This window comes from Nocardioides gilvus, from assembly GCF_003194605.1.
Lineage (GTDB): Bacteria > Actinomycetota > Actinomycetes > Propionibacteriales > Nocardioidaceae > Nocardioides > Nocardioides gilvus.
Window position 1 is genome coordinate 268,785 of sequence record NZ_QHKY01000001.1, and the last position, 22,234, is coordinate 291,018.

Sequence of the window (22,234 nt, forward strand, 5' to 3'; positions counted from 1 at the left end):
TGTTACCGGTTCCATCGTCTCACACCCCCGGTGATTCCTCCTCCCGGCGAAAGCAGGCTCACAACGAGGGGGCGACCGGCCCGCTCAGGAGGTCGACCAACTCCGGGCGACGCGGGCGGAAAGGTCCGTGAGGGCGCCGCTCGGGTCGGCGAAGGAACGCTCCTCACCGATCAGCTCGACCATCGAGTACGCGGCGTCCATCCCGAGGGCCCGCATCTCCCGCGAACCGATCAGGACCTGACCTGCCACCGTGATGCAGGGTCGCAGAGCTGCGCTGGCCAACTGCGCGACACCGTAGGGCACCTTGCCGGCGCGACTGGAGAAGTCGAAGGATCCCTCACCGGTGATCACCAGGTCCGCGGAGCGGAGTCGCTGCTCGAGGCCGACGGCCTTGGCGACGACGTCGAGCCCCGCCTCCCGAGTCCCACCGAGCAGCAGCGTGGCGTACCCGAGCCCGCCCGCGGCGCCGGCGCCTGGTGCCAGGGAGACACGTCGGTCGCAGAATGCGGCGAACCGCTCCAGCACCGCGTCCACGGCCACCAGCTCCTCCTCGGTCAGGCCCTTCTGGGGCCCGTAGACCTTGGCGCAGCCGAAGAGTCCGGTCAGGGGGTTGTCGACGTCGCTGGCGAGCACCAGCTCGATGTCCCGGAGGCGCGCGCGGGCGGGGGCGAGGTCGACCCGGGTGACTGTGCGCAACCCCTCGGGTCCGGCATCGAGCGGTGCGTCAGCCGTGGCTCCGAGGGCGGCGAGCATCCCGGCCCCACCGTCCGTGGTGCCCGATCCTCCGGCTCCGAGGACAATCCTGCGGGCCCCGGCAGCCAGGGCCGCCAGCAGCATTTCGCCGACGCCGAACGTGGTCGCTCGCTGCGGCTCCTTGCGCTCGGTCAGGTGCAACCCGCAGGCCTGGGCCGACTCGACGTACGCGGTCTCCCCCACCAGCAGCACTCGAGCCTCCACCGGGGTCCCGAAGGGGCCCCTGACGAGAGCGGGGAGCAGGACTCCTCCGAGCGAGGCGTGGAGTACGTCGACGAATCCGGGTCCCCCGTCGGCCATCGGGACGAGCTCGACGGTGTCGACCGGAGCCTGACGGTGCCACCCCGCGGCGATCGCCCCGGCAGCTTCGACCGCGGTCAGGGTGCCGGCGAACTTGTCGGGGGCGATCAGCACGTGCATCCCCACATGATGCCGTGCCACGGGCGCGTCCCATGTCGTGGGTGGCTCCGGCTGACAAGATCGTTCCCCCACGTCGAACCCTGCGGAAGGAACACCATGACCGAGCGCATCTCGGCCTCCCGAACCATTCCTGCCACCCCCGAGGCGATCTTCGCTGTCCTCACCGACCCCGACGGACACGTCGCCGTCGACTCCAGCGGCATGCTGCAGGGGGTCACCGGGCGTCCGGTGGGGGCGGTCGGCGAGTGGTTCACCGGCCACATGGACCGCGAATCCCTCGGCGACTACCCGATGGGGACCTACGACGTCGAGGTCCACATCACCGAGCTGAGCCGTCCGACGGCGATCGCATGGACGATCGACGGTGAACTGAAGCCGCCCATCGGGCACGTGTACGGCTATGAACTGGAGGAGATCGGTCCGGCGATGACCCGGGTGACCTCCTACTGCGACTGGTCGCAGGCCCACCCGAAGTGGAAGCCGATCTTCCCGGTCATCGACGAGAAGGCGTTGCGTGCCTCACTGGGCCTCCTGGAACGGGCCGTGCGCCGCGGATATCCCCGATCTTCGGGCGACGAGACGGCGGAGTGAAGGAAGGTCACGATGGATGCTGGACTCACCGTGCAACCCCAGGGCGACGGCCTGGTGCTGCGTCGGATGCGTCTCGAGGACGTGGAGGCCGCCGAGCAGGTCTCCGCCCTGGCCTTCGACGAGCACCGGCAGGACGGCTCGCCGGGGCGTGACGCGGAACGCCGGGAACTGTGGAACGTGCGCACCGCACGCGCGGTGCAGGAGGACGGGCCCGGGTGCTGGGTCATGGAGCGCGACGGCGAGGTGCTCGGTGTGGCCACCTCGATCCGACGCGACACCCTCTGGGCGCTGTCCACCTGGGCCGTGCTGCCCCAGTGGCGCGGGCGTGGGACCGGGCGTCCCTTGCTGGAGGCGAGCCTGTCGTACGCCTCCGGGACGCTGCGCCGCATGGTCTCGTCGTCGGCAGACCCCAACGCCGTGCGTCACTACATTCGCGTCGGCTTCGACCTGCACCCCCAGATGACCCTCCACGGCCAGGTGGACGCCGTCGATCTCCCGCGAGTGGATCGGGTCCGCGACGGCCACCGCAGCGACCTGGAGTGGATGACTTCGCTGGTGCGACAGGCCCGCGGGGCCGCCCACAGCGCGTCCGACCACGAGCTCCTGGGCGCGGCCGGCGACCTCCGCGTCGTGGACCGGGCGGGACGCCGAGGTTTTGCCCACCTGACCCACGACGGGAGCATCGCGCTGCTCGCCGCCTCGGACCGACGTACGGCCAACGACCTCTTCGTGGACGCACTCGTCCAGCGCCACGGGCAGCCCTTCACCCAGAGCCACGTCACCGGCGCCAACCAGTGGGCCCTGCGGACCGCGACCGCCGCCGGCCTGCAGGTCAGCACCCAGGGCTACCTGGGCGTGGCCGGCCTGCGTCCACCTCAGGCGTACGTCCACCACGGCACGCTGCTGTGAGCCAGCGGCCACGCCGCGGGTGGGGCTCAGTCCCTGGTGGTCTTCCCCGGCAGGTCGAGCATCCGCTGGAGCGCCACCAGCGCCCACTTCTCGGTCTCGGGGTCGACGGTGATCTGGTTGACCACGTTGCCGGCCACCAGGTTCTCCAGCGCCCAGACGAGGTGGGGCAGGTCGATCCGGTTCATCGTCGAGCAGTAGCAGACGTTGCGGTCGAGGAAGACGATGTTCTTGTCCGGGTGGGCGTCCGCCAACCTCTTCACCAGGTTGAGCTCGGTCCCGATGGCCCACGTGCTGCCCGGTTCTGCCGCCTCGATGGTGTTGATGATGAATTCCGTGGATCCGACGAAGTCAGCCTTCGTGACCACATCGTGCGTGCACTCGGGGTGCACCAGGATCTTGATGTCATCGTGCTTGGCGCGCAACTCGTCGATCACGTCCGGGGTGAAGCGACCGTGCACCGAGCAGTGGCCACGCCACAGGATCATCCTGGCGGCGCGCAACTCCTCCACCGTGAGCCCGCCGTTGGGCAGGAACGGGTTCCACACGACGCAGTCGTCCAGCGAGAGACCGAGCTCCAGGACCGCGGTGTTGCGGCCCAGGTGCTGGTCGGGGAAGAAGAAGACCTTGGCGTCAGGCTTCTGGGCGAACGCCCACTCCAGGGCCACCTCGGCGTTGGAGGAGGTGCACACCGCGCCGTCGTTGCGTCCGCAGAACGCCTTGATGTCTGCCGAGGAGTTCATGTAGGTGATCGGCACGACGGAGTCCTGGATGCCCGCGTCGGCGAGGGCGTCCCACGCGTCCTCGACCTGCGAAAGGCGCGCCATGTCAGCCATGGAGCAACCAGCAGCCAGGTCGGGGAGGATCACCTGCTGGTCGGCGGAGGTGAGGATGTCGGCCGACTCTGCCATGAAGTGCACGCCGCAGAAGACGATGAACTCGGCGGCCGGACGAGCCGCGGCCTCCCGGGCCAGCTTGAAGCTGTCACCCAGGACGTCGGCGAATTCCACGACCTCGTCGCGCTGGTAGTGGTGACCCAGGACGAAGAGTCGGTCCCCGAGCGCCGCCTTGGCAGCACGCGCACGGGCCACCAGGGTGGGGTCGGAGGGGACCGGCAGATCGCCGGGGCACTCCACGCCACGCTCGGAGTCGAGGTCACGCCCCTTGCCCAGGGGAAGCAGCGGCAGGTCGATCGTCGTCATGCCACCGATCCTAGTCCGCCTCCCCCACCGGGCCTGCTTACTGGTTGGCCTCCGGGACTTACTGGTTGGCCTCCGGGACCGGGGCAGGCAGCTCGAACCAGACGGTGGCCCCGGCGTCCGGGCTGCCCTCGGCACCCGCACGTCCGCCAGCAGCAGCCACGATGCGTTGCACCGTCGCCAGCCCGAGCCCCATGCCCGGGATGCGCTTGTCGAGCCGTACGGTCGGGGCAAAGATCCTCGTCGCCTCGTCGGGCTCGAAGCCTCGACCGTTGTCGGTGACACGGATCCGCCACCCGGTCGGCACCTCCTCGGCCGCCACCTCGATGCTCAGTGCGCGGTCGTCGGGGGCGAACTTCACCGCGTTCTCCCAGAGCGCGGTCAGCACCGTGCGTACGTCGCCGGGTGAGGCTGCCACCACGGGCAGGGGCGTGAGCACCTCCACCGTCTCGTCCAGCAACGGGCTGAACTGGGAGAGCAGCTCGGGCACCTCGACGGCCAGGTCCGTGACCCCCGCAGACGGCTGCTGGCCGTACTGCATGAGGTCGACGACCATCCGCTTCATCCGGTCCGCACTCCCGCTCGCTCGGTCCAGCAGGGAGGCCAGCAACTCGCCGTCCGGCACCTGGTCCCGGGCGATCTCCAGGCACATGGCCACGCCTGCCAGCGGGTTGTTGAGGTCGTGCACGATCTGGCCGGAGGCCTGGGCCACCGCTTCCGCCGACCGGGCCACCTCGTCCTCCAGGTCGAAGACCTGGGCCCGCGCAGCCTCCAACTCGCAGAGCGCGACAACGGCCTGCGCCAGGGCCTCGAGGTGGGTTGCCCTGCCGCCCGAGTCGCCGACCTCGCCACCGAACAACCGCAGGACGCCCAGACGTACGCCGGTGCTCGCGGTCAGCTCGACCTCGCCCGTGACCGGGAGACCCTCCGGGGCGCCGTGCACGGCAGCCGTACGCGCCCGGGGACCGGCCAGCTCGATCGAGGCCGCCACCGCGCCGGTCGCCGCGCAGGCCACGGCACAGAGCTGCTCGAGACCTTCGGGTCGCCCACCGTCGGCGAACCCGTACTGGTCCAGCGGGTCGGGCGTCCCGGCTTCAGGAGACTCGGCTTCAGGAGACTCGGCTTCAGGAGACTCTGGGGCAGGAACCTCGGGGTGCGTACTGGTCACAGTCCCGGAGCATTCCACAACGCGAGCCAGCGCTGCAGGTCTTTCTCCATCGGGAGGTCGCCGGCGAGGGCGTCTCGCAGTTGCATCTCGAGGAGGTTGTCACGCCGTTGCTCACCGGGGAAGGGCGCGAACGGGTAGAAGGTGCCCTGCTTGTAGAGGTAGACCAGCCCGACCCGACGGCCGTCGCCCGACTCGAAGGGCACCATCGTGCACAGCAGTCCGTGGCCGAACCCCTGGGACTCCAGGGTGCTGTTGACGGCGTGCAGGTGGGTGCAGAGCGTGGAGAGGTCCTCGTCGGCCGCCTCGACGTTGAGCCAGGTGAAGCCGTAGCCGTCCTGGGTCACCTTGACGCTGGGGGCCTGAGGATCTGCCTCGATCAGACCCAGGATCTCCTCCTGCATCTGTGCGAAAGCAGCACCGCTCGCGGACCTGAAACAGACCGACCCTGTCCCGGTGGGACGCAGGTCGAGAGCTGCCTGCAACGTGAACGCAGCGCTGGGCACCGCGAAGAGGGAGTCCAGATTGGGGGCCTTGGGGCGGCTGCGCCCGAGAAAGGCATCGAGTAGACCCATCCGCGAATCAGCCCGTGGCCCGGCCGAGCTCGGTCTGGATCCGCGCCAGCTGCTCGAGTCGCTGCTCCAGAGGAGGGTGGGTGGCGGTGAGGGTGGAGAAGCTGACCCCCTTGATCGCCGGGGCGATGAAGAAGGCGTTCATCCCCTTGGCGGCACGCAGGTCGCCCTCGGGGATCGCAGCCATGCCGCCACTGATCTTCTGCAACGCCGACCCGAGAGCTGCCGGATTCATGGTCAGGTAGGCACCTGCGCGGTCGGCGGAGAGCTCGCGGTAGCGCGACAGGATGCGCATCAGCACGAAGCTGATGGCGTAGACCACCATGCTCACCACCAGGGTCACCAGGATCATCGCCGCGGCATTGTTGTTGCGGCCCCGCGCCATGGAGCCGAACTGGGCCCCGCGCGTCAGCAGTCCGGCGATGATGCCCGCCGAGGCCGCGACCGTCATCACCAGCACGTCGCGGTGGGCGACATGGGCCAATTCATGGGCCAGGACGCCCTCCAACTCCTCGGCTGTCAACTGGCCCAGGATGCCGGTGGTCACGCAGACCACGGCGCGGTCGGGCGAGCGGCCGGTGGCGAATGCGTTCGGGATCGCCATGTCGGCGATGCCCACCCGGGGCTTGGGCATGTCCGCCATCGCGCAGAGGCGGTCGATCATCGCGTGCAGCTCGGGCGCCTCGGCCGGGGTGACCTCTCTGGCCCGCATGGCCTTCATGGCGACCTTGTCGGAGGACCACCACTGGTAGAAGGCGACGCCGATGCCGATGACCGCCACCAACGGCGCGAACCCGACCGGGAGGATGTACATGACGGCGACGACGAGCCCGACCAACAGCGCCCCGAGCAGGAACATCACCAGCGTCATCCTCGCCGTGAGGCCGGAATCCTTGATGAAGCGGGAATGAGCCATGTCTTCAGCCGGGGATGAGACCGTCGTCGGCCAGCATCTCCTGGACCTCCGCCAGGCTCGCGTCCTGCATCGGCAGGATCAGGTCGGAGGAGTCCAGTGAGTCGACGTCGTGGACCGTGCCCAGACGGCGTACGCCGGCGAGGAGTTCGACCAGGGCGTCGGCGAAGGCTGGCTCGTTGCCCGCCCGGACAGCTGACTCCACGACGGCGTCGAGCTCGTTGAGCTCGTCCATCGACTCTTCCGAGACGTCGTACTGACCCTCACCGAGGATACGGATGATCATCAGGCGTTGTTCCCTTCCGTGCGGCGGTTCTCCTCGGCGCTGAGGATCTCACCGGAGGCACCGCTCTCGAGTGCGTCGGGACCCTTGCGCGCCTTGAGCGCGGCCAACTCAGACTCCACGTCGGAGACCGAACTCAGGGCGTCGAGCTCACGGCTGATGTCGTCACCGCCACCGATCGCGGTGACGTCCTCGAGCGCTCCGGAGGCCAGCAATTCGTCGATGGCACCGGCGCGGGCCTGCATGTTGGCAGTCTTGTCCTCCGCACGCTGGATGGCCATGCCGACGTCGCCCATCTCCTCACCGATGCCGGACATCGCCTCGTTGATGCGGGTCTGGGCCTCAGCGGCGCTGTACGTCGCCTTGATGGTCTCCTTCTTGGTCCGGAAGGCCTCCACCTTTGCCTGCAGGCGCTGCTGGGCCAGGACGAGCTTCTCCTCCTCGGCCTGGAGCGCGGCGTGCTGCGTCTGGAGGTCGTTGATCTGGGTGGCCAGCCCCGACTTGCGGGTCAGCGCCTCGCGAGCGAGGTCCTCGCGCCCGACGTCGATCGCCTTCTGTGCCTGACCGGACAACTTGTCGGCCTGGCCCTCGAGCTGCTTCAGCTGGAGCTCGACCCGCTTGCGGCTGGTGGCCACGTCGGCCACGCCTCGGCGCACCTTGTTGAGCAGGTCCAGCTGGCGCTGGTAGCTGTAGTCCAAGGTCTCGCGGGGATCCTCGGCGCGGTCCAGTGCGGTGTTCGCCTTGGACCGGAAGATCAGGCTGATGCGCTTCATGAGACTCATGGGGTGGAGGCCCCTCCTCGTTCTGGTCACAGTGACAGTGGGTCAACCCTAGGTCCAAAGACCAAGGAGAGCGAGGGGGCGCGACGCACCGATGGCCCCGGTAGAGTGAGACTGTCACGCCCGTGTGGACCAGTCAGGCGAGCGAGACCCCTGTCCAGCCCCTGTCCAGCCCCTGTCAGCCCCTGTCAGCACTGATCAAAGGCCTCTGCGTTGTTCCGTCGCACCAAGTCCGAATCCGTCGCCACCGCCTCCCCCGCAGTGGGCGCGAGCGTTGCTCCCAAGCCCGGCGGCAAGGGGCGTCCGACCCCGACGCGCAAGGAGGCCGAGGCGGCGGCCAAGGCACGCGCCAAGGTGCCGCGCACGCGCAAGGAGATGGCAGCCGCCCAGCGCGCGGCCCGCGCAGAGAACAGTGGCAAGGTCCGGGAGGCCATGAAGACCGGGGACGAGCGTTTCCTGCCCGCCCGTGACCGGGGCCCGATGCGTCGTTTCATCCGCGACTACATCGACGTCCGGTTCTCCTTCATCGAACTCCTGATCCCCGTCATGCTGGTCAGCCTGGTCATGGGCTGGTCGGGCAACCAGGCCCTGATGGGCATGAGCGAGATCATCCTGCTCGGCGCGATGGTCATGATCGTGATGGACATGGTCTTCCTCCGGATGAAACTGCGCCGAGAGCTCGCCAAGCGGTTCCCCGGCGAGTCCGTCAAGGGAACGACCTACTACGCCGTCATGCGTGCGATGCAGATGAAGTTCATGCGCCTGCCCAAGGCCCAGTTCAAGATCGGTGAGCGTCTCCCCGACACCTACCGCTGAACGACACCGCACGCCATGCGGGCAGGATGGCACGCATGAGCTCTCCCACTGCCGATGTCTCCGTCCGGGTCGCCTGGGCCGACGATGCCCCGGCGATCGCTGCGCTGCAGGTGAGGACATGGGCCCGGGTGTACGCCGACGTGGCACCCCTCGCTTCCCTGCCCAGCGACCCAGCTGAGTTGGAGCCGGTCTGGCTGGCCGCCCTGACCCGTCCCCAGGACGCCCGCAACCGGGTGCTCGTCGCCCTGGAACGCAACCGGGTCGTCGGTTTCGTCCTCACCTCGGCGGCGCAGGACCCCGACTGCGATCGGGTCACCGTCGGCGAGATGTCTGAGTTGACCCTCGAGGTCGACGAGCGCGGCAAGGGACACGGTTCGCGGCTGCTCCAGGCAGCGGTGGACACCTTGGTCGCCGACCGCTTCACCCGGGCAGTCACCTGGACCGCCAGCACCGACGACGCCCTGCGTACGTTCCTCACCCAGGCGGGTTGGGCGCCGGACGGAGCCCACCGCGAGCTCGCGATCGACGACTCCGGTGCCCAGAGCATCAAGCAGGTGCGACTCCACACCGCCATCGGAGCAGTCTGAACCACCGACCGAGGTCTTGATTTTCTCGGGAAAGACAGCAGGATGGTGTGAGGCACGCCACAGTTCCCGCCTCGTCCCAGGAGCTCCCATGTTCGGACCGTTGCCCCGACGCCACAGCCACGTGATTGCCTTCGCCGTCTTGGCGATCTGTCTCGCCGCCGGGCTGTGGATGGGGGCGTCCCCGGCCGTGCCGGTCCTCGTCTCAGGAGGTCTGGCGATGGGTCTGGCCACCGGCCTGGTGCTCTCCTGGCTGGCGGTGCACACGGCGCGGCACAACCACTTCCGCTCGCAGTGACGAGCCCCCACGGGGTTGGCCTGCCGGACTCACCCAACTGGCAGGCCGCGTGAGCGACGTACGGGTCAGCGCGGCAGATCGAGGAAGTGTTCGAGGCCCACGGTGAGCCCGGGGTGATCAGCGATGGCCCGCAGGCCGGCCAGCACCCCCGGACTGAAGGAGGCTCGATCCAAGGAGTCGTGACGGATCGTCAGGGTCTCCCCCAGCTCGCCGAGGACAACTTCCTGGTGGGCCACCAGGCCTCGGATCCGTAGGGCGTGCACCGGGATGCCCTCGACGTCTGCCCCACGCGCCCCGTCGATGAGGGTGGACGTGGCGTCCGGCATCGCAGGTGAGTTGGCTTCACGCCGGGCCGCTGCGATGAGCTCAGCGGTACGTCGTGCTGTGCCCGAGGGCGCGTCGGCCTTGTCAGGGTGGTGCAGCTCGACGATCTCCACGGAGTCGAAGAAGGGAGCAGCCTGGGCAGCGAAGCGCATCATCAGGATCGCACCGATCGAGAAGTTGGGCGCGATGAGGACCCCGGTCGCAGGCGTGCGCGTCAGCCAACCCTCGAGGGCCGCGAGTCGCTCGTCGTCGAAGCCGGTGGTGCCCACCACCGCGTGGATTCCGTGGCCGACACAGAACTCCAGGTTGCCCATCACGACGTCGGGGTGGGTGAAGTCGACGACGGCCTGGGCGCCGACCTCGACCAACTGCTCGATCGGGTCATCGGCATCGATGCGAGCCACCAAGGTCATGTCGTCGGCCGCCTCGACCGCACGGCATATCTCGCTCCCGACCTTGCCTCGGGCTCCCAGGACGGCGACGCGAAGGCTTCCAGCAATGGTGTCCACGGCGACAAACCTAGCGCCCGACCGAGCAAGACACAGTGGCGGTGCCTGACTCCGCAGGTGGGTAGTGGCAGTCTGTACCCCATGGCTCAGCAGACGATTCCGCCCCGGCTCAGGTGGGCGGTGGACGTGATGGACGTCCAGCCCAATGACCAGGTGCTGGAGATCGGGTGTGGTCCGGGGGCTGGCGCGGAGTTGATCTGCGCCAAACTCGAGACCGGAAAGCTCTTCGCGATCGACCGCTCCGAGTCCGGGGTCGACCGGACGAAGCGACGCAACGCCAAGCACGTCGAGTCAGGTCGCCTCACCGTGCGCCAGATCGACCTGGCCACGCTGCGGGTCCCGGTCAAGCGACTCACGAAGGTGTTCGCCTTCAACGTGAACCTGTTCTGGGTCCGGGAGTGCCCCGAGGAGATCGCCCTCCTGCACGAGCGAGTGGTGCCGGGCGGCACGGTCCATCTCTACTACGAGGCCACCCGTCCCGAGCTGGTGCCCAACATCGTCACCAAGGCGTCGAAGGCACTGGTCGACGGTGGCTTCCGGGTCTCGATCGTGGAGAACAAGGCCCCCGCGGTCATCGGCATCATCGGCCGCCGGTGAAGTAAAAACCCTTATGACTTGCCTTCATAAGGCTTTTGTCTAATACTTGCCTCTGTCAGGAGGTCAATGTGCAGACCATCGTGCTCACCGTCGATCAGCGCCGCAGCCGGTCCAACGCCGACGCCGTGCCCCAGGCGCTCCGCCTCCTCGATGACGTCCCCACCCTGCGTCAGCCTGAACGCACAGCGGGTGACGAGTTCCAGGCCCTCGTCGAGTCGGCTGACGGGTTGGCCACCGCGATCGAGCGGCTTCTGCGCGACGGGCGCTGGCACATCGGGATCGGCATCGACGAGGTCGAGCACCCCCTGCCCCCCACCACCCGCGCGGGCCGAGGGGCCGCCTTCCTCGCCGCCCGTACGGCCGTGACCGCGGCCCACACAGCACCTCACCACCTGCGCGTCAGCGGGCCCGGGCAGTGGGTGCGGCACCTCGAGTCCGCCCTGTGGCTGTGGGCGGGCCTACTCGAACGACGTACGCCCAAGGGGTGGGAGGTTGCCGACCTGGCAGCCGACGGCTTGACCCACGACGCCATCGCCGAGCGCCTGACGATCAGCCAGTCCGCAGTGAGTCAACGTGCCGCTGCAGCAGCGTTGGTCGACGCAGCCCGCGCCCGCGAGCTCGTGGTGGCCCTGACCGTAGAAGCCCAGACCGGGGCGGCCCTGACCGTAGAAGCCCAGACCGTGGCAGCCCAGACCGTGACCGAGACCGACGCCGGAGATGATCGATGACTCTTGCCTGGCTCTCGTTGGCCCTGCTCGTCACGGCTCTGGTCACCTCCTTGGTCGGCTGGCGCGTCCGCGGCAGTCGACTCACGGCCGCGCTGGTCCTGCTCGCCACCGCCGCCGCCAGCGCCCTCCTGTGGCGTCTCGAGGACCGTACGCTCCCCGAGACCGTCACGGTGCCGTTGCTCCTGGTGACGGCTGTCCTGGCGGTCGCGGGGGGAGGTCCGTTGACCACGGCCACCTTCGCCCTGGTGGACGGCTCCGGAGCCCCGGCGAGCGGGTCGGTACGGCGTGCGGCCGACGTGCTGCGTGGCGGTGCCTGGATCGGCGCACTCGAACGCACGTCGATCTTCGTCGCGCTCCTCCTCGGGTGGCCGGAAGGGCTCGCGCTGACCTTGGCGTTGAAGGGTCTGGGCCGCTATCCGGAGCTGCGGCACCAGGACCGACCGGGGATCGCTGAGCGCTTCCTCATCGGCACCTTCGTGAGCGTCCTGTGGGCCTGTGCCTGCGCCGGCGTCGTCGCGCTGGCCCTCGCCTGACCTGACCTGACGCGAAGTCAGGTCAGGCCTCGGGACCCACCGTCGCCAGGATCTCCGGTTGCGTGAAGAGCTCCGCGGCGAGTTCGTTGACCTGCTCGAGGGTGACCGCGTTGATCCGGGCCAGCACCTCGTCGATGCTGAGCAGCTCGTCGTGGACCAGCTCGGCCTTGCCCAGCCTGGACATCCGCGCCGCGCTGTCCTCCAGCCCGAGCACCACTCCCCCACGCAACTGGCCCTTGCCGCGGGTCAACTCAGCAGCGCTGATGCCGTCGGCGGCCAGCCGGGCGAGCTCGGCGCGTACGACCGCCAACGTGTCGTCGACCTTGGCCGGCAGGCAGGCCACACCCACCCCGACCAGCCCGGCCACGTCGTGGTGCGAGGCGAAGGAGTAGACGGAGTAGGCCAACCCCCGCTTCTCCCGCACCTCCTGGAAGAGCCGCGACGAGGTGCCGCCACCCAAGGCTGTGTTGAGCACGCTCAGGACGTAGCGTCGCGGGTCGTTGCGGGTCATGCCCTTGACCCCGAGCACCAGGCTGACCTGCTCGAGCGGCCGATGCAGTGCGCTGGCGCCGGCCTTGACCTTCTGGGCCGTGGCGGTGATGCGGGGACGCAGAGGCGCCTCCTCACCCACCAGGAAGTTGTTGCGCCCGAACGCCTTGCGCACCGTCCGGACCGCGCTCGCGTGGTCGACGTTGCCGGCGATGGTGACCACCATGGTGGCCGGTCGGTAGTGCCGCTTGTAGAAGCGGCGGATCTGCTCACGGCTCATCGCGGTGATCGACTCGGCGGTGCCGGCGATCCCTCGCCCCAACGGCGAGTCACCCCACGCCTGCGCGGCGAAGAGGTTGTGGACCACGTCGTCGGGGTCGTCGTCGTGCATGGCGATCTCGTCGAGGATCACCTCACGCTCGGCCTCCACGTCATCTGCGGCGATCAGTGAGTTGGTGATCATGTCGCCCAGCACGTCGACCGCGAGGTCGAGGTCCTCGTCGAGCACCCGCGCGTGGAAGCACGTGTACTCCTTGGCCGTGAAGGCGTTGAACTCGCCGCCCACCTCGTCGAGGGCCACCGAGATGTCCATGGCAGAGCGCTCGCGGGTGCCCTTGAAGAGCAGGTGCTCGAGGAAGTGGGAGCAACCGTGCAGGGTCGGCGTCTCGTCACGGGACCCCACACCGATCCAGACACCCACCGCTGCGGACCGGACGCCGGCCATCTGCTCGGTGACCACGCGCAGGCCGCCGGGCAGCAACGTACGCCGCACCAAGGACGTCACGCGCCCCTCGGCGTCGGTGACCGTCTGGAGGGTCTGCGTCGAACCCACGGGCTGGGAGTGGGGGGAAACGGCCGACCGGCCAGCAGAAGCCTGCTGACCGGTCGGGCGGTGGTTCTTCTGCGTCACTCGGAGTCTGACTCCTCGGCCGGAGCCTCGTCGTCACCCTCGGTCACGGGGACCAGCGACAGCTTGCCGCGGTCGTCGATCTCCGCGATCTTGACCTGGATCTTCTGGCCGACCGAGACGACGTCCTCGACGTTCTCGATCCGCTTGCCACCGTTGAGGGCCTTCAGCTTCGTGATGTGCAGGAGGCCGTCGCGGCCCGGCATCAGCGAGACGAACGCACCGAAGTTGGTGGTCTTGACGACGGTGCCGAGGTAGCGCTCGCCGATCTCGGGCAGAGTCGGGTTGGCGATCGCGTTGATCGCAGACTTGGCTGCCTCGGCCGCGACGCCACTGGTGGCCCCGATGTAGACCGTGCCGTCGTCCTCGATGCTGATGCTGGCACCGGTGTCGTCCTGGATCTGGTTGATCATCTTGCCCTTCGGCCCGATGACCTCGCCGATCTTGTCGACGGGGACCTTCACCGTGATGATGCGCGGAGCGAACTCCGACATGGCCTCCGGGGCGTCGATGGCCTCAGCCATGACCTCGAGGATCGCCATGCGGGCGTCCTTGGCCTGGTTGAGAGCCTTGCCCAGCACCTCGGCGGGGATGCCGTCGAGCTTGGTGTCGAGCTGCAGCGCGGTGATGAAGTCGGGCGTACCGGCGACCTTGAAGTCCATGTCGCCGAACGCGTCCTCGGCACCGAGGATGTCGGTCAGTGCGACGTACTCGGTCCTGCCGTCGACCTCACCGGAGATGAGGCCCATCGCGATACCGGCGACGGGAGCCTTCAGCGGCACACCGGCCTGGAGCAGTGACAGGGTCGAGGCGCAGACCGAACCCATCGAGGTGGACCCGTTGGAGCCCATGCACTCGGAGAGCTGGCGGATCGCGTAGGGGAACTCCTCACGCGTCGGCAGCACCGGCAGCAGGGCGCGGCGAGCCAGCGCACCGTGGCCGACCTCGCGACGCTTGGGCGAACCCACGCGACCGGTCTCGCCCGTGGAGAACGGGGCGAAGACGTACTTGTGCATGTAGCGGCGGTGGTGCTCCGGGGAGAGCGTGTCGAGCTGCTGCTCGAGCTTCAGCATGTCGAGGGTGGTGACGCCCAGGATCTGGGTCTCGCCACGCTCGAAGAGGGCCGAACCGTGGACACGAGGGACGATGCCGACCTCGGAGTGCAGCGGGCGGATGTCCGCCAGGCCACGGCCGTCGATGCGGATCTTGTCGCGCAGCACGCGCTCGCGCACGAGGTTCTTGTTCAGCGAACGGAACGCTGCCCCGATCTCCTTCTCGCGGCCGACGAAGTCAGCACCGACCTTGGCGAGCAGCTCGGCCTTGATCTCGTCGAGACGCTCTTCACGCTCCTGCTTCGGGCCGATCGTCAGCGCGGCCGCGGTGGCCTCGGAGACGGCACCTTCGACGGCGGCGTAGGCGTCGTCCTCGTAGTCGAGGAAGATCGGGAAGTCGGCGACGGGCTTGGCGGCCACGTTGGCGAGCTCGACCTGAGCTTCGACGAGCTGCTTGATGAAGGGCTTGGCAGCGTCCAGACCGCCGGCCACGACGGCCTCGGTCGGGGCCTGCGCGCCGCCACGGACGAGCTCGATCGTCTGCTCGGTCGCCTCGGCCTCGACCATCATGATCGCGACGTCACCGGTCTCGGTGACACGGCCGGCGACGACCATGTCGAAGACGGCGTTCTCGAGCTGCTCGTGCGACGGGAAGGCAACCCACTGACCCTCGATGAGGGCCATCCGGGTGGCGCCGACCGGGCCGGAGAACGGCAGGCCGGAGAGCTGCGTGGACATCGAGGCGGCGTTGATCGCCAGGACGTCGTAGGGCTGGTCCGGGTTGAGCGCCAGCACGGTGATGACGACCTGGACCTCGTTGCGCAGACCCTTCTTGAAGGTCGGGCGCAGCGGGCGGTCGATGAGGCGGCAGGTGAGGATCGCGTCCTCGCCCGGGCGACCCTCGGACCGGAAGAAGGAGCCGGGGATCTTGCCCGCGGCGTACATCCGCTCCTCGACGTCGATCGTCAGCGGGAAGAAGTCGAAGTGGTCCTTCGGCGTCTTGCCGGCCGTCGTGGCCGAGAGGAGCATGGTGTCCTCGTCGAGGTAGGCGGTGACCGAGCCGGCCGCCTGACGGGCCAACAGGCCGGTCTCGAACTTGATGGTGCGGGTGCCGAACTTGCCGTTGTCGAGAACGGTCTCGACGGCGGAGATGATGGGTTCCACAGACAAAGTGGTCCCTTTCTGTACGTGGAACGCAGCCCGCAGGTGCCACTCCCTCGCTGGGGACGTGGGCCGGTCTTCGATCGAGGCCCACAGGCATGCCGGCCCGAGGGCAGACTCCTGAAGGCCACTACCGAGGACCGAGCTGAACGCGGGTGTCGTTCCTGGTGAGTGAGATGTTCAGTTCTTCGCGGACAGCACGTGATGACGTGCCGCCACACAGGGTGATGCTATCGACAAATGCGCGGAAGGGCCCACCCCGGCACGGGGTGAGCCCTTCGCGACATCAACGACGCAGACCGAGGCGCTCGACGATCGAGCGGTAGCGGGCGATCTCCGTCTTCTGCAGGTAGTTGAGAAGGCGGCGACGCTGGCCGACCAGGAGCAGCAGACCACGACGGCTGTGGTGGTCGTGCTTGTGGGTCTTGAGGTGCTCCGTGAGGTGGCTGATGCGGAAGCTCAGGAGAGCGATCTGCACCTCGGGCGAACCGGTGTCACCCTCGGTCGTGGCGTACTCGGCGATGATCTTCTTCTTGGTCTCCGCGTCGGTTCCGATCGACATACGGGGCTCCCTTCGGTTCGTTGCGCGGCGCGCCGGGGCCTGTTCACCCGGGCACTATGGTTCCGCGGCCGTTGGACGGCAGGTGTCACCTTGTTCAGGGCAACCCTGTGAGGTTAGCAGCGTGACGGCTCGCGCTCCCAATCAGGGGCGAGCGGCCCTGCGGGCCCCGGATGCAGAAGGCCCCGGAGGTCTCACGACTCCCGGGGCACTTCCTCGTTTCCCGTCCCTGGCGAGAGGGAGGGACGTTCTTGGGTCAGACCAGCAGCTTACGTGCCTGGTCGACGTCGTGGCGCATCTGCGTGACCAGTTCCTCGACGCTGTCGAAGCGCACCATGCCACGCAGGCGCTCGGTGAAGGCGACCTCGACCTCGACGCCGTACAGCTCCAGGTCGTCGCGGTCCAGGACGTACGACTCGACGCGCCGCGCACGCTCACCGGAGAAGGTCGGGTTGGTGCCCACGGAGATCGCGGCGGGGTGACGCTCCCCGGTGTCGCGACGGGTCAGCCAACCGGCGTACACGCCGTCGGCGGGAGCCGCCTCCCCACTGGGGGTCGGGACGTTGGCGGTCGGGTAGCCGAGCTCGCGGCCGCGTTGGTCCCCCCGCACGACCTCACCGCGAACGGTGAACGGACGGCCCAGGGCTTCGGCCGCGCCGGCCACGTCACCCGAGGAGAGGCAGTTGCGGACGTACGTCGAGGACCAGACCTGCGGTCCACCGTCGAGCGGCACACCCTCCACGGTGAATCCGCGGTCCTGGCCGGCCGAGCCGAGCAGGGCCACGTCACCGGCCGCACGACTGCCGAACCGGAAGTTGGCACCGACGACGACCGCCTTCGCCGCAAGCGGCTCGACGAGCACCCGATCGATGAACTCGTGCGGGGTCCACGCGGCTATCTGGCGATCGAACGGAACGACGAGCACCGCATCCACGCCCTGCTCGGCCATCAGCGCGACCCGGGTGTCGATCGAGGTCAGTGTCGGCGGCGCGTGGTCCGGGCGCAGCACAGCGATGGGGTGGGGGTCGAAGGTCACCACGACCACCTTGTCGATCCCCAGCCCTTCGGCGACCTCGCGAGCTCGCTGGAGGACATGCTGATGACCGCGGTGGACTCCATCGAAGTTTCCGATGCTCACCACGGTGTTCCCCAGATCGCGGGGCACCTCGTTGAACTGACGCCAGACATGCACGAGGACAAGGTTTCCACACCTGTCCCCGAAACCCGACACCGCGGGCGCCCCACGGACACCGCAGGGCTGCGAGCAAGTGATCGAGAAGCCTTCAGACGAAGACGGCGACGGCCCGGGTGGAGTCGGCCGAAGCGTTCTGGTGGAGCGCCAGGAACTCCCCCTCGGGTGAGAAGAGGGCGTGGAGGTCATCGGTGGGAAGCGCCCGACCGAGACCCTGGCCGAAGCGGATCCCGATCGTCTCGACCTCGTCCAGCTCGACGGACGGGAAGGACAGGCGAGCCGCGACCGCGATCGGAACCTGGACGAACTCCTCCCCGAGCTCGTCGAGCGTGCGGGCCATGTCGAGGGTGAAGGGGCCCACAGCCGTACGCCGCAAGGCGCTGAGGTGGCCGCCCACCCCGAGTGCTGCCCCCAGGTCACGCGCGATGGCACGGATGTAGGTGCCGGACGAGCAGCGCACCGAGATGTCGACCTCGACCGTTTCCCCCACCTGCTCCACCCGGTGCACGTCGATCGCGTCAATGGTGACCGGCCGCGCCTTGAGCACGACCTCCTCGCCGGCCCGCACACGTGCGTACGCGCGCTTGCCGTCGACCTTGATCGCCGAGACCGCCGTGGGGACCTGTTCGATGTCGCCGACGAAGTCGGTGAGGGCCTCTCGGACCGCGCTCTCGGTGACGTGGGCAGGGATCTGGGAGACGACCTCGCCCTCGGCGTCGTCCGTGGAGGTCGCGACTCCCAGGACCACGGTCGCGTCGTAGCCCTTGCGGGTCAACATCAGATGGCCCAGCAGACGGGTGGCCCGGTTGGTGCCCAGCACGAGCACACCGGTGGCCATCGGGTCGAGCGTGCCGGCATGACCGACCTTGCGGGTGCCGGCCAACTTGCGTACGCGCGCCACGACGCCGTGCGAGGTGATGCCTCCGGGCTTGTCGACGACGACCAACCCAGAGACGGTCGGTTCAGGGACGCTCACGCGTCCTCGTCACCGGCCTCTGCATCGCTGGGCTCCCCCGCCGGGTCGTCGTCCGCGGTCTCGTCGACACGAGGCTTGCGATACGGGTCCTCGTCGGAGGCGTACTGGGCCCCCTCACGCTGGGCTGCCACCAAGGCATCGGCGGCCCGGGCGGCGGCCAGGATGTCGTCGAGGGCGCGGGCCGTCTCGGGCAGCGCGTCGTGGATGAACTCCAGCGTCGGGGTGAGCCGCATACCGAGCTGCTTGCCCACCTCGGAGCGGATCAGGCCCTTGGCCGACTCCAGCGCCGCGGCAGTGGACTCCATGGAGTCCTCCTCGCCCAGGACCGTGTAGAAGACGGTCGCGTGCTGGGAGTCACCCGTGACCCGTACGTCGGTGACGGTGACGAAGCCCAGGCGCGGGTCCTTGACCCGACGCTCGAGCATCTCGGCCACGATCACGTGGATGCGGTCGGCGATCTTGCGAACTCGGGGGCTGCTCATGGTTCCTACTCTCGGGGCAAATGGGAGTCGGCGCCAGTCTCACGACCGGCGCCGACCCCTGGGACTGATCAGGAACGCGGGATCTCGCGCATCTCGAACGACTCCACGACATCGCCGATCTTGATGTCCTGGAAGTTCTTCAGCACCAGACCACACTCGAAGCCCTCGCGGACCTCCGAGGCGTCGTCCTTCTCGCGGCGCAGCGAAGCCAGGTCGAGGTTGTCAGCGACGATCTTGTTGTCGCGGAGCACCCGCACCTTGGCGTTGCGACGCAGGACACCGTCGGTGACCATGCAGCCCGCGATGTTTCCGGTCTTGGAGGACCGGAAGATGTCGCGGATCTCGGCCTGGCCCAGACGAGCCTCTTCGTACTCGGGCTTGAGCATGCCCTTGAGTGCTGCCTCGATCTCCTCGATCGCCTGGTAGATGACCGAGTAGTAACGAATCTCGACACCTTCCTTCTCGGCCATCTTCTCCGCCTTGCCCTGGGGCCGGACGTTGAAGCCGATGATGATCGCGTCGGACGCGGCGGCCAGGTCGACGTTGGTCTCGGTGATCGCACCGACACCGCGGTCGATGACGCGCAGGGTGACCTCGTCGCCGACGTCGATCTGGGCCAACGAGTCCTCGAGGGCCTCGACCGAACCGGACACGTCGCCCTTGAGGATGAGGTTGAGCTCCTGGCTCTCGCCCTTCTCCATGGAAGCCATGAAGTCCTCGAGGGTGCGACGGACACGACGCTTGGCCTGCATGGCCGCGCGCTCCCGTGCCTCACGCTTCTCGGCGATCTGGCGAGCCATCCGGTCATCGTCGACGACGATGAACGTCTGACCTGCGCCGGGCACCGTGCTGAGACCCAGCACCATGGCCGGACGCGACGGGGTGGCTTCGGTGAGCTCGTTGCCGTGCTCGTCGAGCATGGCCCGCACTCGGCCGTGGGCCGGACCGGCGACGATGGAGTCACCGACACGCAGCGTTCCGCGCTGGACGAGGATCGTGGCGACCGGGCCGCGACCGCGGTCCAGGTGCGCCTCGACGACCAGACCCTGGGCGTCCTGGGTCGGGTTGGCACGCAGGTCGAGCGAGGCGTCGGCGGTGAGCACCACGGCCTCGAGCAACTTGTCCAGGTTGAGCTCGGACTTGGCCGAGACGTCGACGAACATCGCGTCGCCGCCGTACTCCTCGGGGATCAGGCCGTACTCGGTCAGCTGTCCGCGGACCTTGGTCGGGTCGGCGTCAGGCTTGTCGATCTTGTTGACCGCGACCACGATCGGGACACCGGCGGCCTTGGCGTGGTTGAGCGCCTCGACCGTCTGCGGCATGACACCGTCATCTGCCGCGACCACGAGGATCGCGATGTCGGTGGCCTGGGCACCACGAGCACGCATGGCGGTGAACGCCTCGTGACCGGGGGTGTCGATGAAGGTGATGCGACGGTCGTCGCCATCGACCTGGGTCGCGACCTGGTAGGCACCGATGTGCTGGGTGATGCCACCGGCTTCCTTGTCGCCGACGTTCGCCTTGCGCAACGCGTCGAGCAGGCGAGTCTTACCGTGGTCGACGTGACCCATGACGGTGACGACGGGCGGGCGGATGACCAGGTCGTCCTCGTCGCCCTCGTCGGAGCCGAACTCCAGGGAGAACGACTCGAGCAGCTCGCGGTCCTCGTCCTCGGGGGACACGATCTGCACGACGTAGTTGAGCTCCTCACCGAGGAGGTCGAACGTCTCGTCACCGACGGACTGGGTCGCGGTGACCATCTCGCCGAGACCGAAGAGCATCTGCACGAGCGCAGCTGCGTCGACGTTGATCTTCTCGGCGAAGTCGGTCAGCGATGCACCACGAGCGAGGCGGATGATCTCCCCGTCGCCCTTGCGGACGCGGATGCCACCGATCGTGGGGGCCTGCATCGCCTCGAACTCCTGGCGACGCGCCCGCTTCGACTTGCGACCACGACGTGAGGGACCACCGGGACGACCGAACGCGCCCTGGGTCTGACCACGCTGGCCGGGCCGGTTGCCGCCGCCGGGACGACCCGGGGCACCGCCACCGAAACCGCCGGGACGACCGCCACCGGGGGCCCCACCAGCACCGGGACCACCACCGGGGCGACCCGGGGCACCGCCACGCGCGGGGGCACCGCCACCGGCACCGGGACGACCCGGAGCGCCTCCGCGGTTGGAGGCACCGGCGGGACCGCCACGGCCGAACGCAGCCGGGGACTTCGGCATCATCGCCGGGTTGGGGCGAGGCATCCCGCCACCACCGCCGGGCCGGGGCCCGGGGGCAGCACCGTCACGCGCAGCCGGGGGACGGGGAGGACGGGTGTCCTCGCTGGCCCCACCCTGCGGAGGTGCGGAGGGACGTCGTCCCATCCCCTGACTCGGGGCGAACGGGTTGTTGCCGGGACGCGGAGCACCGGGCTTGGTCGGCTTGCCGACCGGACGCGGGGCCGGGGCCTTGGGCGCCGGAGCGCCGGGCTTGGCTCCTGCCGGCTTGGCCGACGGGGCGGCCGGCTCGGCGGCGGCCGGGGCAGCCGTTTCCTGCACGGACTCGGCCGGGGCGGCCGGGGCAACCGGGGCCGCAGGGGCCTCGGGCTCGGGGGCCGATGCGGGCTTGGCCGGCTGCTTCGGGCCGGGCTTCGGACCCGGGCGCGGGGCGCCGGACTTCTCGGCTGCAGGCGCTGAGGCAGCCGGGGCTGCGGCAGCAGCGTCCTGGGCGGCCGGCTTGGCGGCGGAGGGCTTGGGGGCGGGCTTGGCCTGCTCGGCAGGCGCGGAGGCGCCTTCTGCCTTCAGCAGATCACTGAACTGCTTCTTGAAACGCATCTCGACGGGGGGCTCGACGGTCGACGATGCCGACTTGACGAACTCCCCCATCTCCTTGAGCTTCTCGAGAACGAACTTGCTCTCGACTCCGAACTCCTTGGCGAGTTCGTGGACTCGGGTCTTGGCCACGTTAGAACGCTGCTCCTTCTGGCCCGAGCCCCGAGTGGGGTGTTTCGGACCGCTATTGGTGGTGCTGGCTCATCGGAAAGTACTCATTGAGTGCTCATGAGCTGCCTGCTCCAATTTCTGGTCGGTGATTCGTCGGATTCATGGGTGATTCTGGTGAAGAGTTGAGGAACTCTTCCAGCGGTGTGAGCACCAGTCCTTCCCCGGCCCTCAGGGCCCGGGAATACGCCCGGCGACGCACCGCGAGTTCATGACACTCGATCGTGGGGTGCAGATGCGCTCCACGACCTGGTGCTGTGGCAGGAGGATCAGGGATGACGGCCTTTCGACCATCGGGCCCCGGGCCCACCACCACGCGCAACAACTCACTCTTGGTGACCCTTGCTCGACACCCGACGCACGTCCGGAATGGACGTCCTGACGGTTTGTTCGGTGCACGGACCACTGACCCAACCCTACCGGGTGAGCGGCCACAATCCGAACCGGGCGCCTCGC

Annotated in this window: 24 protein-coding genes; 8 read left to right on the forward strand and 16 right to left on the reverse strand. The window is 68.7% G+C overall.

What is annotated here, in order from left to right:
* Nucleotides 1-84: 84 nt before the first annotated feature.
* Nucleotides 85-1,173, reverse strand: a complete 1,089-nt coding sequence (locus DNK52_RS01225; protein WP_110238747.1) for a glycerate kinase family protein — start codon at nt 1,171-1,173, stop codon at nt 85-87.
* Between the two features lie 96 nt (nt 1,174-1,269).
* On the opposite strand from DNK52_RS01225, the gene DNK52_RS01230 reads away from it, so the two are divergent.
* Together DNK52_RS01230 and DNK52_RS01235 are read left to right on the forward strand one after the other, a co-directional pair.
* Nucleotides 1,270-1,764: an SRPBCC family protein gene (locus DNK52_RS01230; protein WP_110238750.1), complete on the forward strand. Its 495-nt coding sequence runs from the start codon at nt 1,270-1,272 to the stop codon at nt 1,762-1,764.
* A 12-nt stretch (nt 1,765-1,776) separates the two neighbouring features.
* Nucleotides 1,777-2,673 (forward strand): GNAT family N-acetyltransferase, encoded by an 897-nt coding sequence (locus DNK52_RS01235; protein WP_110238752.1) that lies wholly within the window; start codon nt 1,777-1,779, stop codon nt 2,671-2,673.
* 26 nt (nt 2,674-2,699) lie between these two features.
* Here DNK52_RS01235 and nadA read toward each other — a convergent pair whose 3' ends face one another.
* The 6 genes from nadA to DNK52_RS01265 are packed head-to-tail and all read right to left on the reverse strand — an operon-like array spanning nt 2,700 to nt 7,584.
* Nucleotides 2,700-3,872 carry a quinolinate synthase NadA gene (gene nadA / locus DNK52_RS01240; protein WP_110238754.1) on the reverse strand — a complete coding sequence of 391 codons (1,173 nt, stop codon included), beginning with the start codon at nt 3,870-3,872 and terminating at the stop codon, nt 2,700-2,702.
* Between the two features lie 58 nt (nt 3,873-3,930).
* The gene (locus tag DNK52_RS01245) at nt 3,931-5,037 is read right to left on the reverse strand and encodes a sensor histidine kinase (RefSeq protein WP_110238756.1); all 1,107 of its coding nucleotides are present in this window, start codon (nt 5,035-5,037) and stop codon (nt 3,931-3,933) included.
* Nucleotides 5,034-5,609, reverse strand: coding sequence for a PspA-associated protein PspAB (gene pspAB, locus DNK52_RS01250; protein WP_110238758.1), 576 nt, complete (start codon nt 5,607-5,609; stop codon nt 5,034-5,036). Before pspAB ends, DNK52_RS01245 begins: the two co-directional genes overlap by 4 nt.
* Before the next feature lie 7 nt (nt 5,610-5,616).
* Nucleotides 5,617-6,522 (reverse strand): zinc metalloprotease HtpX, encoded by a 906-nt coding sequence (htpX, locus tag DNK52_RS01255; protein ID WP_110238760.1) that lies wholly within the window; start codon nt 6,520-6,522, stop codon nt 5,617-5,619.
* Nucleotides 6,523-6,526: 4 nt separating this feature from the next.
* Nucleotides 6,527-6,805 (reverse strand): PspA-associated protein PspAA, encoded by a 279-nt coding sequence (pspAA, locus tag DNK52_RS01260; RefSeq protein WP_110238762.1) that lies wholly within the window; start codon nt 6,803-6,805, stop codon nt 6,527-6,529.
* Nucleotides 6,805-7,584: a PspA/IM30 family protein gene (locus tag DNK52_RS01265; RefSeq protein ID WP_110238764.1), complete on the reverse strand. Its 780-nt coding sequence runs from the start codon at nt 7,582-7,584 to the stop codon at nt 6,805-6,807. Before DNK52_RS01265 ends, pspAA begins: the two co-directional genes overlap by 1 nt.
* A 210-nt stretch (nt 7,585-7,794) precedes the next feature.
* On the opposite strand from DNK52_RS01265, the gene DNK52_RS01270 reads away from it, so the two are divergent.
* From DNK52_RS01270 to DNK52_RS01280, 3 genes are all read left to right on the forward strand, one after another.
* Nucleotides 7,795-8,397 (forward strand): DUF3043 domain-containing protein, encoded by a 603-nt coding sequence (locus DNK52_RS01270; RefSeq protein WP_110238766.1) that lies wholly within the window; start codon nt 7,795-7,797, stop codon nt 8,395-8,397.
* Nucleotides 8,398-8,432: 35 nt separating this feature from the next.
* Entirely contained in the window at nt 8,433-8,984 is a 552-nt protein-coding gene (locus tag DNK52_RS01275; protein ID WP_110238768.1) for a GNAT family N-acetyltransferase, read from the forward strand.
* An 88-nt stretch (nt 8,985-9,072) separates the two neighbouring features.
* On the forward strand, nt 9,073-9,279 hold the full coding sequence (locus DNK52_RS01280; RefSeq protein WP_110238770.1) for a hypothetical protein: 207 nt from the start codon (nt 9,073-9,075) through the stop codon (nt 9,277-9,279).
* 65 nt (nt 9,280-9,344) lie between these two features.
* Here DNK52_RS01280 and dapB read toward each other — a convergent pair whose 3' ends face one another.
* Entirely contained in the window at nt 9,345-10,103 is a 759-nt protein-coding gene (gene dapB / locus DNK52_RS01285; protein WP_110239902.1) for a 4-hydroxy-tetrahydrodipicolinate reductase, read from the reverse strand.
* Between the two features lie 90 nt (nt 10,104-10,193).
* On the opposite strand from dapB, the gene DNK52_RS01290 reads away from it, so the two are divergent.
* The 3 genes from DNK52_RS01290 to DNK52_RS01300 all read left to right on the forward strand — a co-directional run bounded on the left by DNK52_RS01290 (nt 10,194) and on the right by DNK52_RS01300 (nt 11,970).
* Nucleotides 10,194-10,709 carry a class I SAM-dependent methyltransferase gene (locus DNK52_RS01290; RefSeq protein WP_110238772.1) on the forward strand — a complete coding sequence of 172 codons (516 nt, stop codon included), beginning with the start codon at nt 10,194-10,196 and terminating at the stop codon, nt 10,707-10,709.
* A gap of 68 nt (nt 10,710-10,777) precedes the next feature.
* Nucleotides 10,778-11,437: a transposase gene (locus tag DNK52_RS01295; protein ID WP_204163326.1), complete on the forward strand. Its 660-nt coding sequence runs from the start codon at nt 10,778-10,780 to the stop codon at nt 11,435-11,437.
* Nucleotides 11,434-11,970 carry a hypothetical protein gene (locus DNK52_RS01300; protein WP_110238774.1) on the forward strand — a complete coding sequence of 179 codons (537 nt, stop codon included), beginning with the start codon at nt 11,434-11,436 and terminating at the stop codon, nt 11,968-11,970. Before DNK52_RS01295 ends, DNK52_RS01300 begins: the two co-directional genes overlap by 4 nt.
* Before the next feature lie 22 nt (nt 11,971-11,992).
* Here the strand turns inward: DNK52_RS01300 and DNK52_RS01305 are convergent, their stop codons facing one another.
* The 8 genes from DNK52_RS01305 to DNK52_RS01340 form a co-directional block, all read right to left on the reverse strand.
* Entirely contained in the window at nt 11,993-13,291 is a 1,299-nt protein-coding gene (locus tag DNK52_RS01305) for a M16 family metallopeptidase (RefSeq protein ID WP_239455310.1), read from the reverse strand.
* Nucleotides 13,292-13,365: 74 nt separating this feature from the next.
* Nucleotides 13,366-15,582 (reverse strand): polyribonucleotide nucleotidyltransferase, encoded by a 2,217-nt coding sequence (locus DNK52_RS01310; protein ID WP_110238778.1) that lies wholly within the window; start codon nt 15,580-15,582, stop codon nt 13,366-13,368.
* Between the two features lie 283 nt (nt 15,583-15,865).
* Nucleotides 15,866-16,141 carry a 30S ribosomal protein S15 gene (gene rpsO / locus DNK52_RS01315; protein ID WP_110238780.1) on the reverse strand — a complete coding sequence of 92 codons (276 nt, stop codon included), beginning with the start codon at nt 16,139-16,141 and terminating at the stop codon, nt 15,866-15,868.
* Nucleotides 16,142-16,394: 253 nt separating this feature from the next.
* Nucleotides 16,395-17,330, reverse strand: a complete 936-nt coding sequence (locus DNK52_RS01320; RefSeq protein WP_275426125.1) for a bifunctional riboflavin kinase/FAD synthetase — start codon at nt 17,328-17,330, stop codon at nt 16,395-16,397.
* 91 nt (nt 17,331-17,421) lie between these two features.
* Nucleotides 17,422-18,306, reverse strand: a complete 885-nt coding sequence (gene truB, locus DNK52_RS01325) for a tRNA pseudouridine(55) synthase TruB (protein WP_110238784.1) — start codon at nt 18,304-18,306, stop codon at nt 17,422-17,424.
* Nucleotides 18,303-18,788 carry a 30S ribosome-binding factor RbfA gene (rbfA, locus tag DNK52_RS01330; RefSeq protein WP_110238786.1) on the reverse strand — a complete coding sequence of 162 codons (486 nt, stop codon included), beginning with the start codon at nt 18,786-18,788 and terminating at the stop codon, nt 18,303-18,305. Before rbfA ends, truB begins: the two co-directional genes overlap by 4 nt.
* Before the next feature lie 68 nt (nt 18,789-18,856).
* Entirely contained in the window at nt 18,857-21,742 is a 2,886-nt protein-coding gene (gene infB / locus DNK52_RS01335) for a translation initiation factor IF-2 (protein ID WP_110238788.1), read from the reverse strand.
* Nucleotides 21,743-21,836: 94 nt separating this feature from the next.
* The gene (locus tag DNK52_RS01340) at nt 21,837-22,184 is read right to left on the reverse strand and encodes a YlxR family protein (protein WP_110238790.1); all 348 of its coding nucleotides are present in this window, start codon (nt 22,182-22,184) and stop codon (nt 21,837-21,839) included.
* Nucleotides 22,185-22,234 lie beyond the last annotated feature (50 nt).

Coding starts and splice junctions, on each gene's coding strand:
- DNK52_RS01225 (WP_110238747.1), bottom strand. CDS start 1,173: ATGCACGTGCTGATCGCCCCCGACAAGTTCGCCGGCACCCTGACCGCG.
- DNK52_RS01230 (WP_110238750.1), top strand. CDS start 1,270: ATGACCGAGCGCATCTCGGCCTCCCGAACCATTCCTGCCACCCCCGAG.
- DNK52_RS01235 (WP_110238752.1), top strand. CDS start 1,777: ATGGATGCTGGACTCACCGTGCAACCCCAGGGCGACGGCCTGGTGCTG.
- nadA (WP_110238754.1), bottom strand. CDS start 3,872: ATGACGACGATCGACCTGCCGCTGCTTCCCCTGGGCAAGGGGCGTGAC.
- pspAB (WP_110238758.1), bottom strand. CDS start 5,609: ATGGGTCTACTCGATGCCTTTCTCGGGCGCAGCCGCCCCAAGGCCCCC.
- htpX (WP_110238760.1), bottom strand. CDS start 6,522: ATGGCTCATTCCCGCTTCATCAAGGATTCCGGCCTCACGGCGAGGATG.
- pspAA (WP_110238762.1), bottom strand. CDS start 6,805: ATGATCATCCGTATCCTCGGTGAGGGTCAGTACGACGTCTCGGAAGAG.
- DNK52_RS01265 (WP_110238764.1), bottom strand. CDS start 7,584: ATGAGTCTCATGAAGCGCATCAGCCTGATCTTCCGGTCCAAGGCGAAC.
- DNK52_RS01275 (WP_110238768.1), top strand. CDS start 8,433: ATGAGCTCTCCCACTGCCGATGTCTCCGTCCGGGTCGCCTGGGCCGAC.
- DNK52_RS01280 (WP_110238770.1), top strand. CDS start 9,073: ATGTTCGGACCGTTGCCCCGACGCCACAGCCACGTGATTGCCTTCGCC.
- DNK52_RS01290 (WP_110238772.1), top strand. CDS start 10,194: ATGGCTCAGCAGACGATTCCGCCCCGGCTCAGGTGGGCGGTGGACGTG.
- DNK52_RS01300 (WP_110238774.1), top strand. CDS start 11,434: ATGACTCTTGCCTGGCTCTCGTTGGCCCTGCTCGTCACGGCTCTGGTC.
- rpsO (WP_110238780.1), bottom strand. CDS start 16,141: ATGTCGATCGGAACCGACGCGGAGACCAAGAAGAAGATCATCGCCGAG.
- rbfA (WP_110238786.1), bottom strand. CDS start 18,788: ATGAGCAGCCCCCGAGTTCGCAAGATCGCCGACCGCATCCACGTGATC.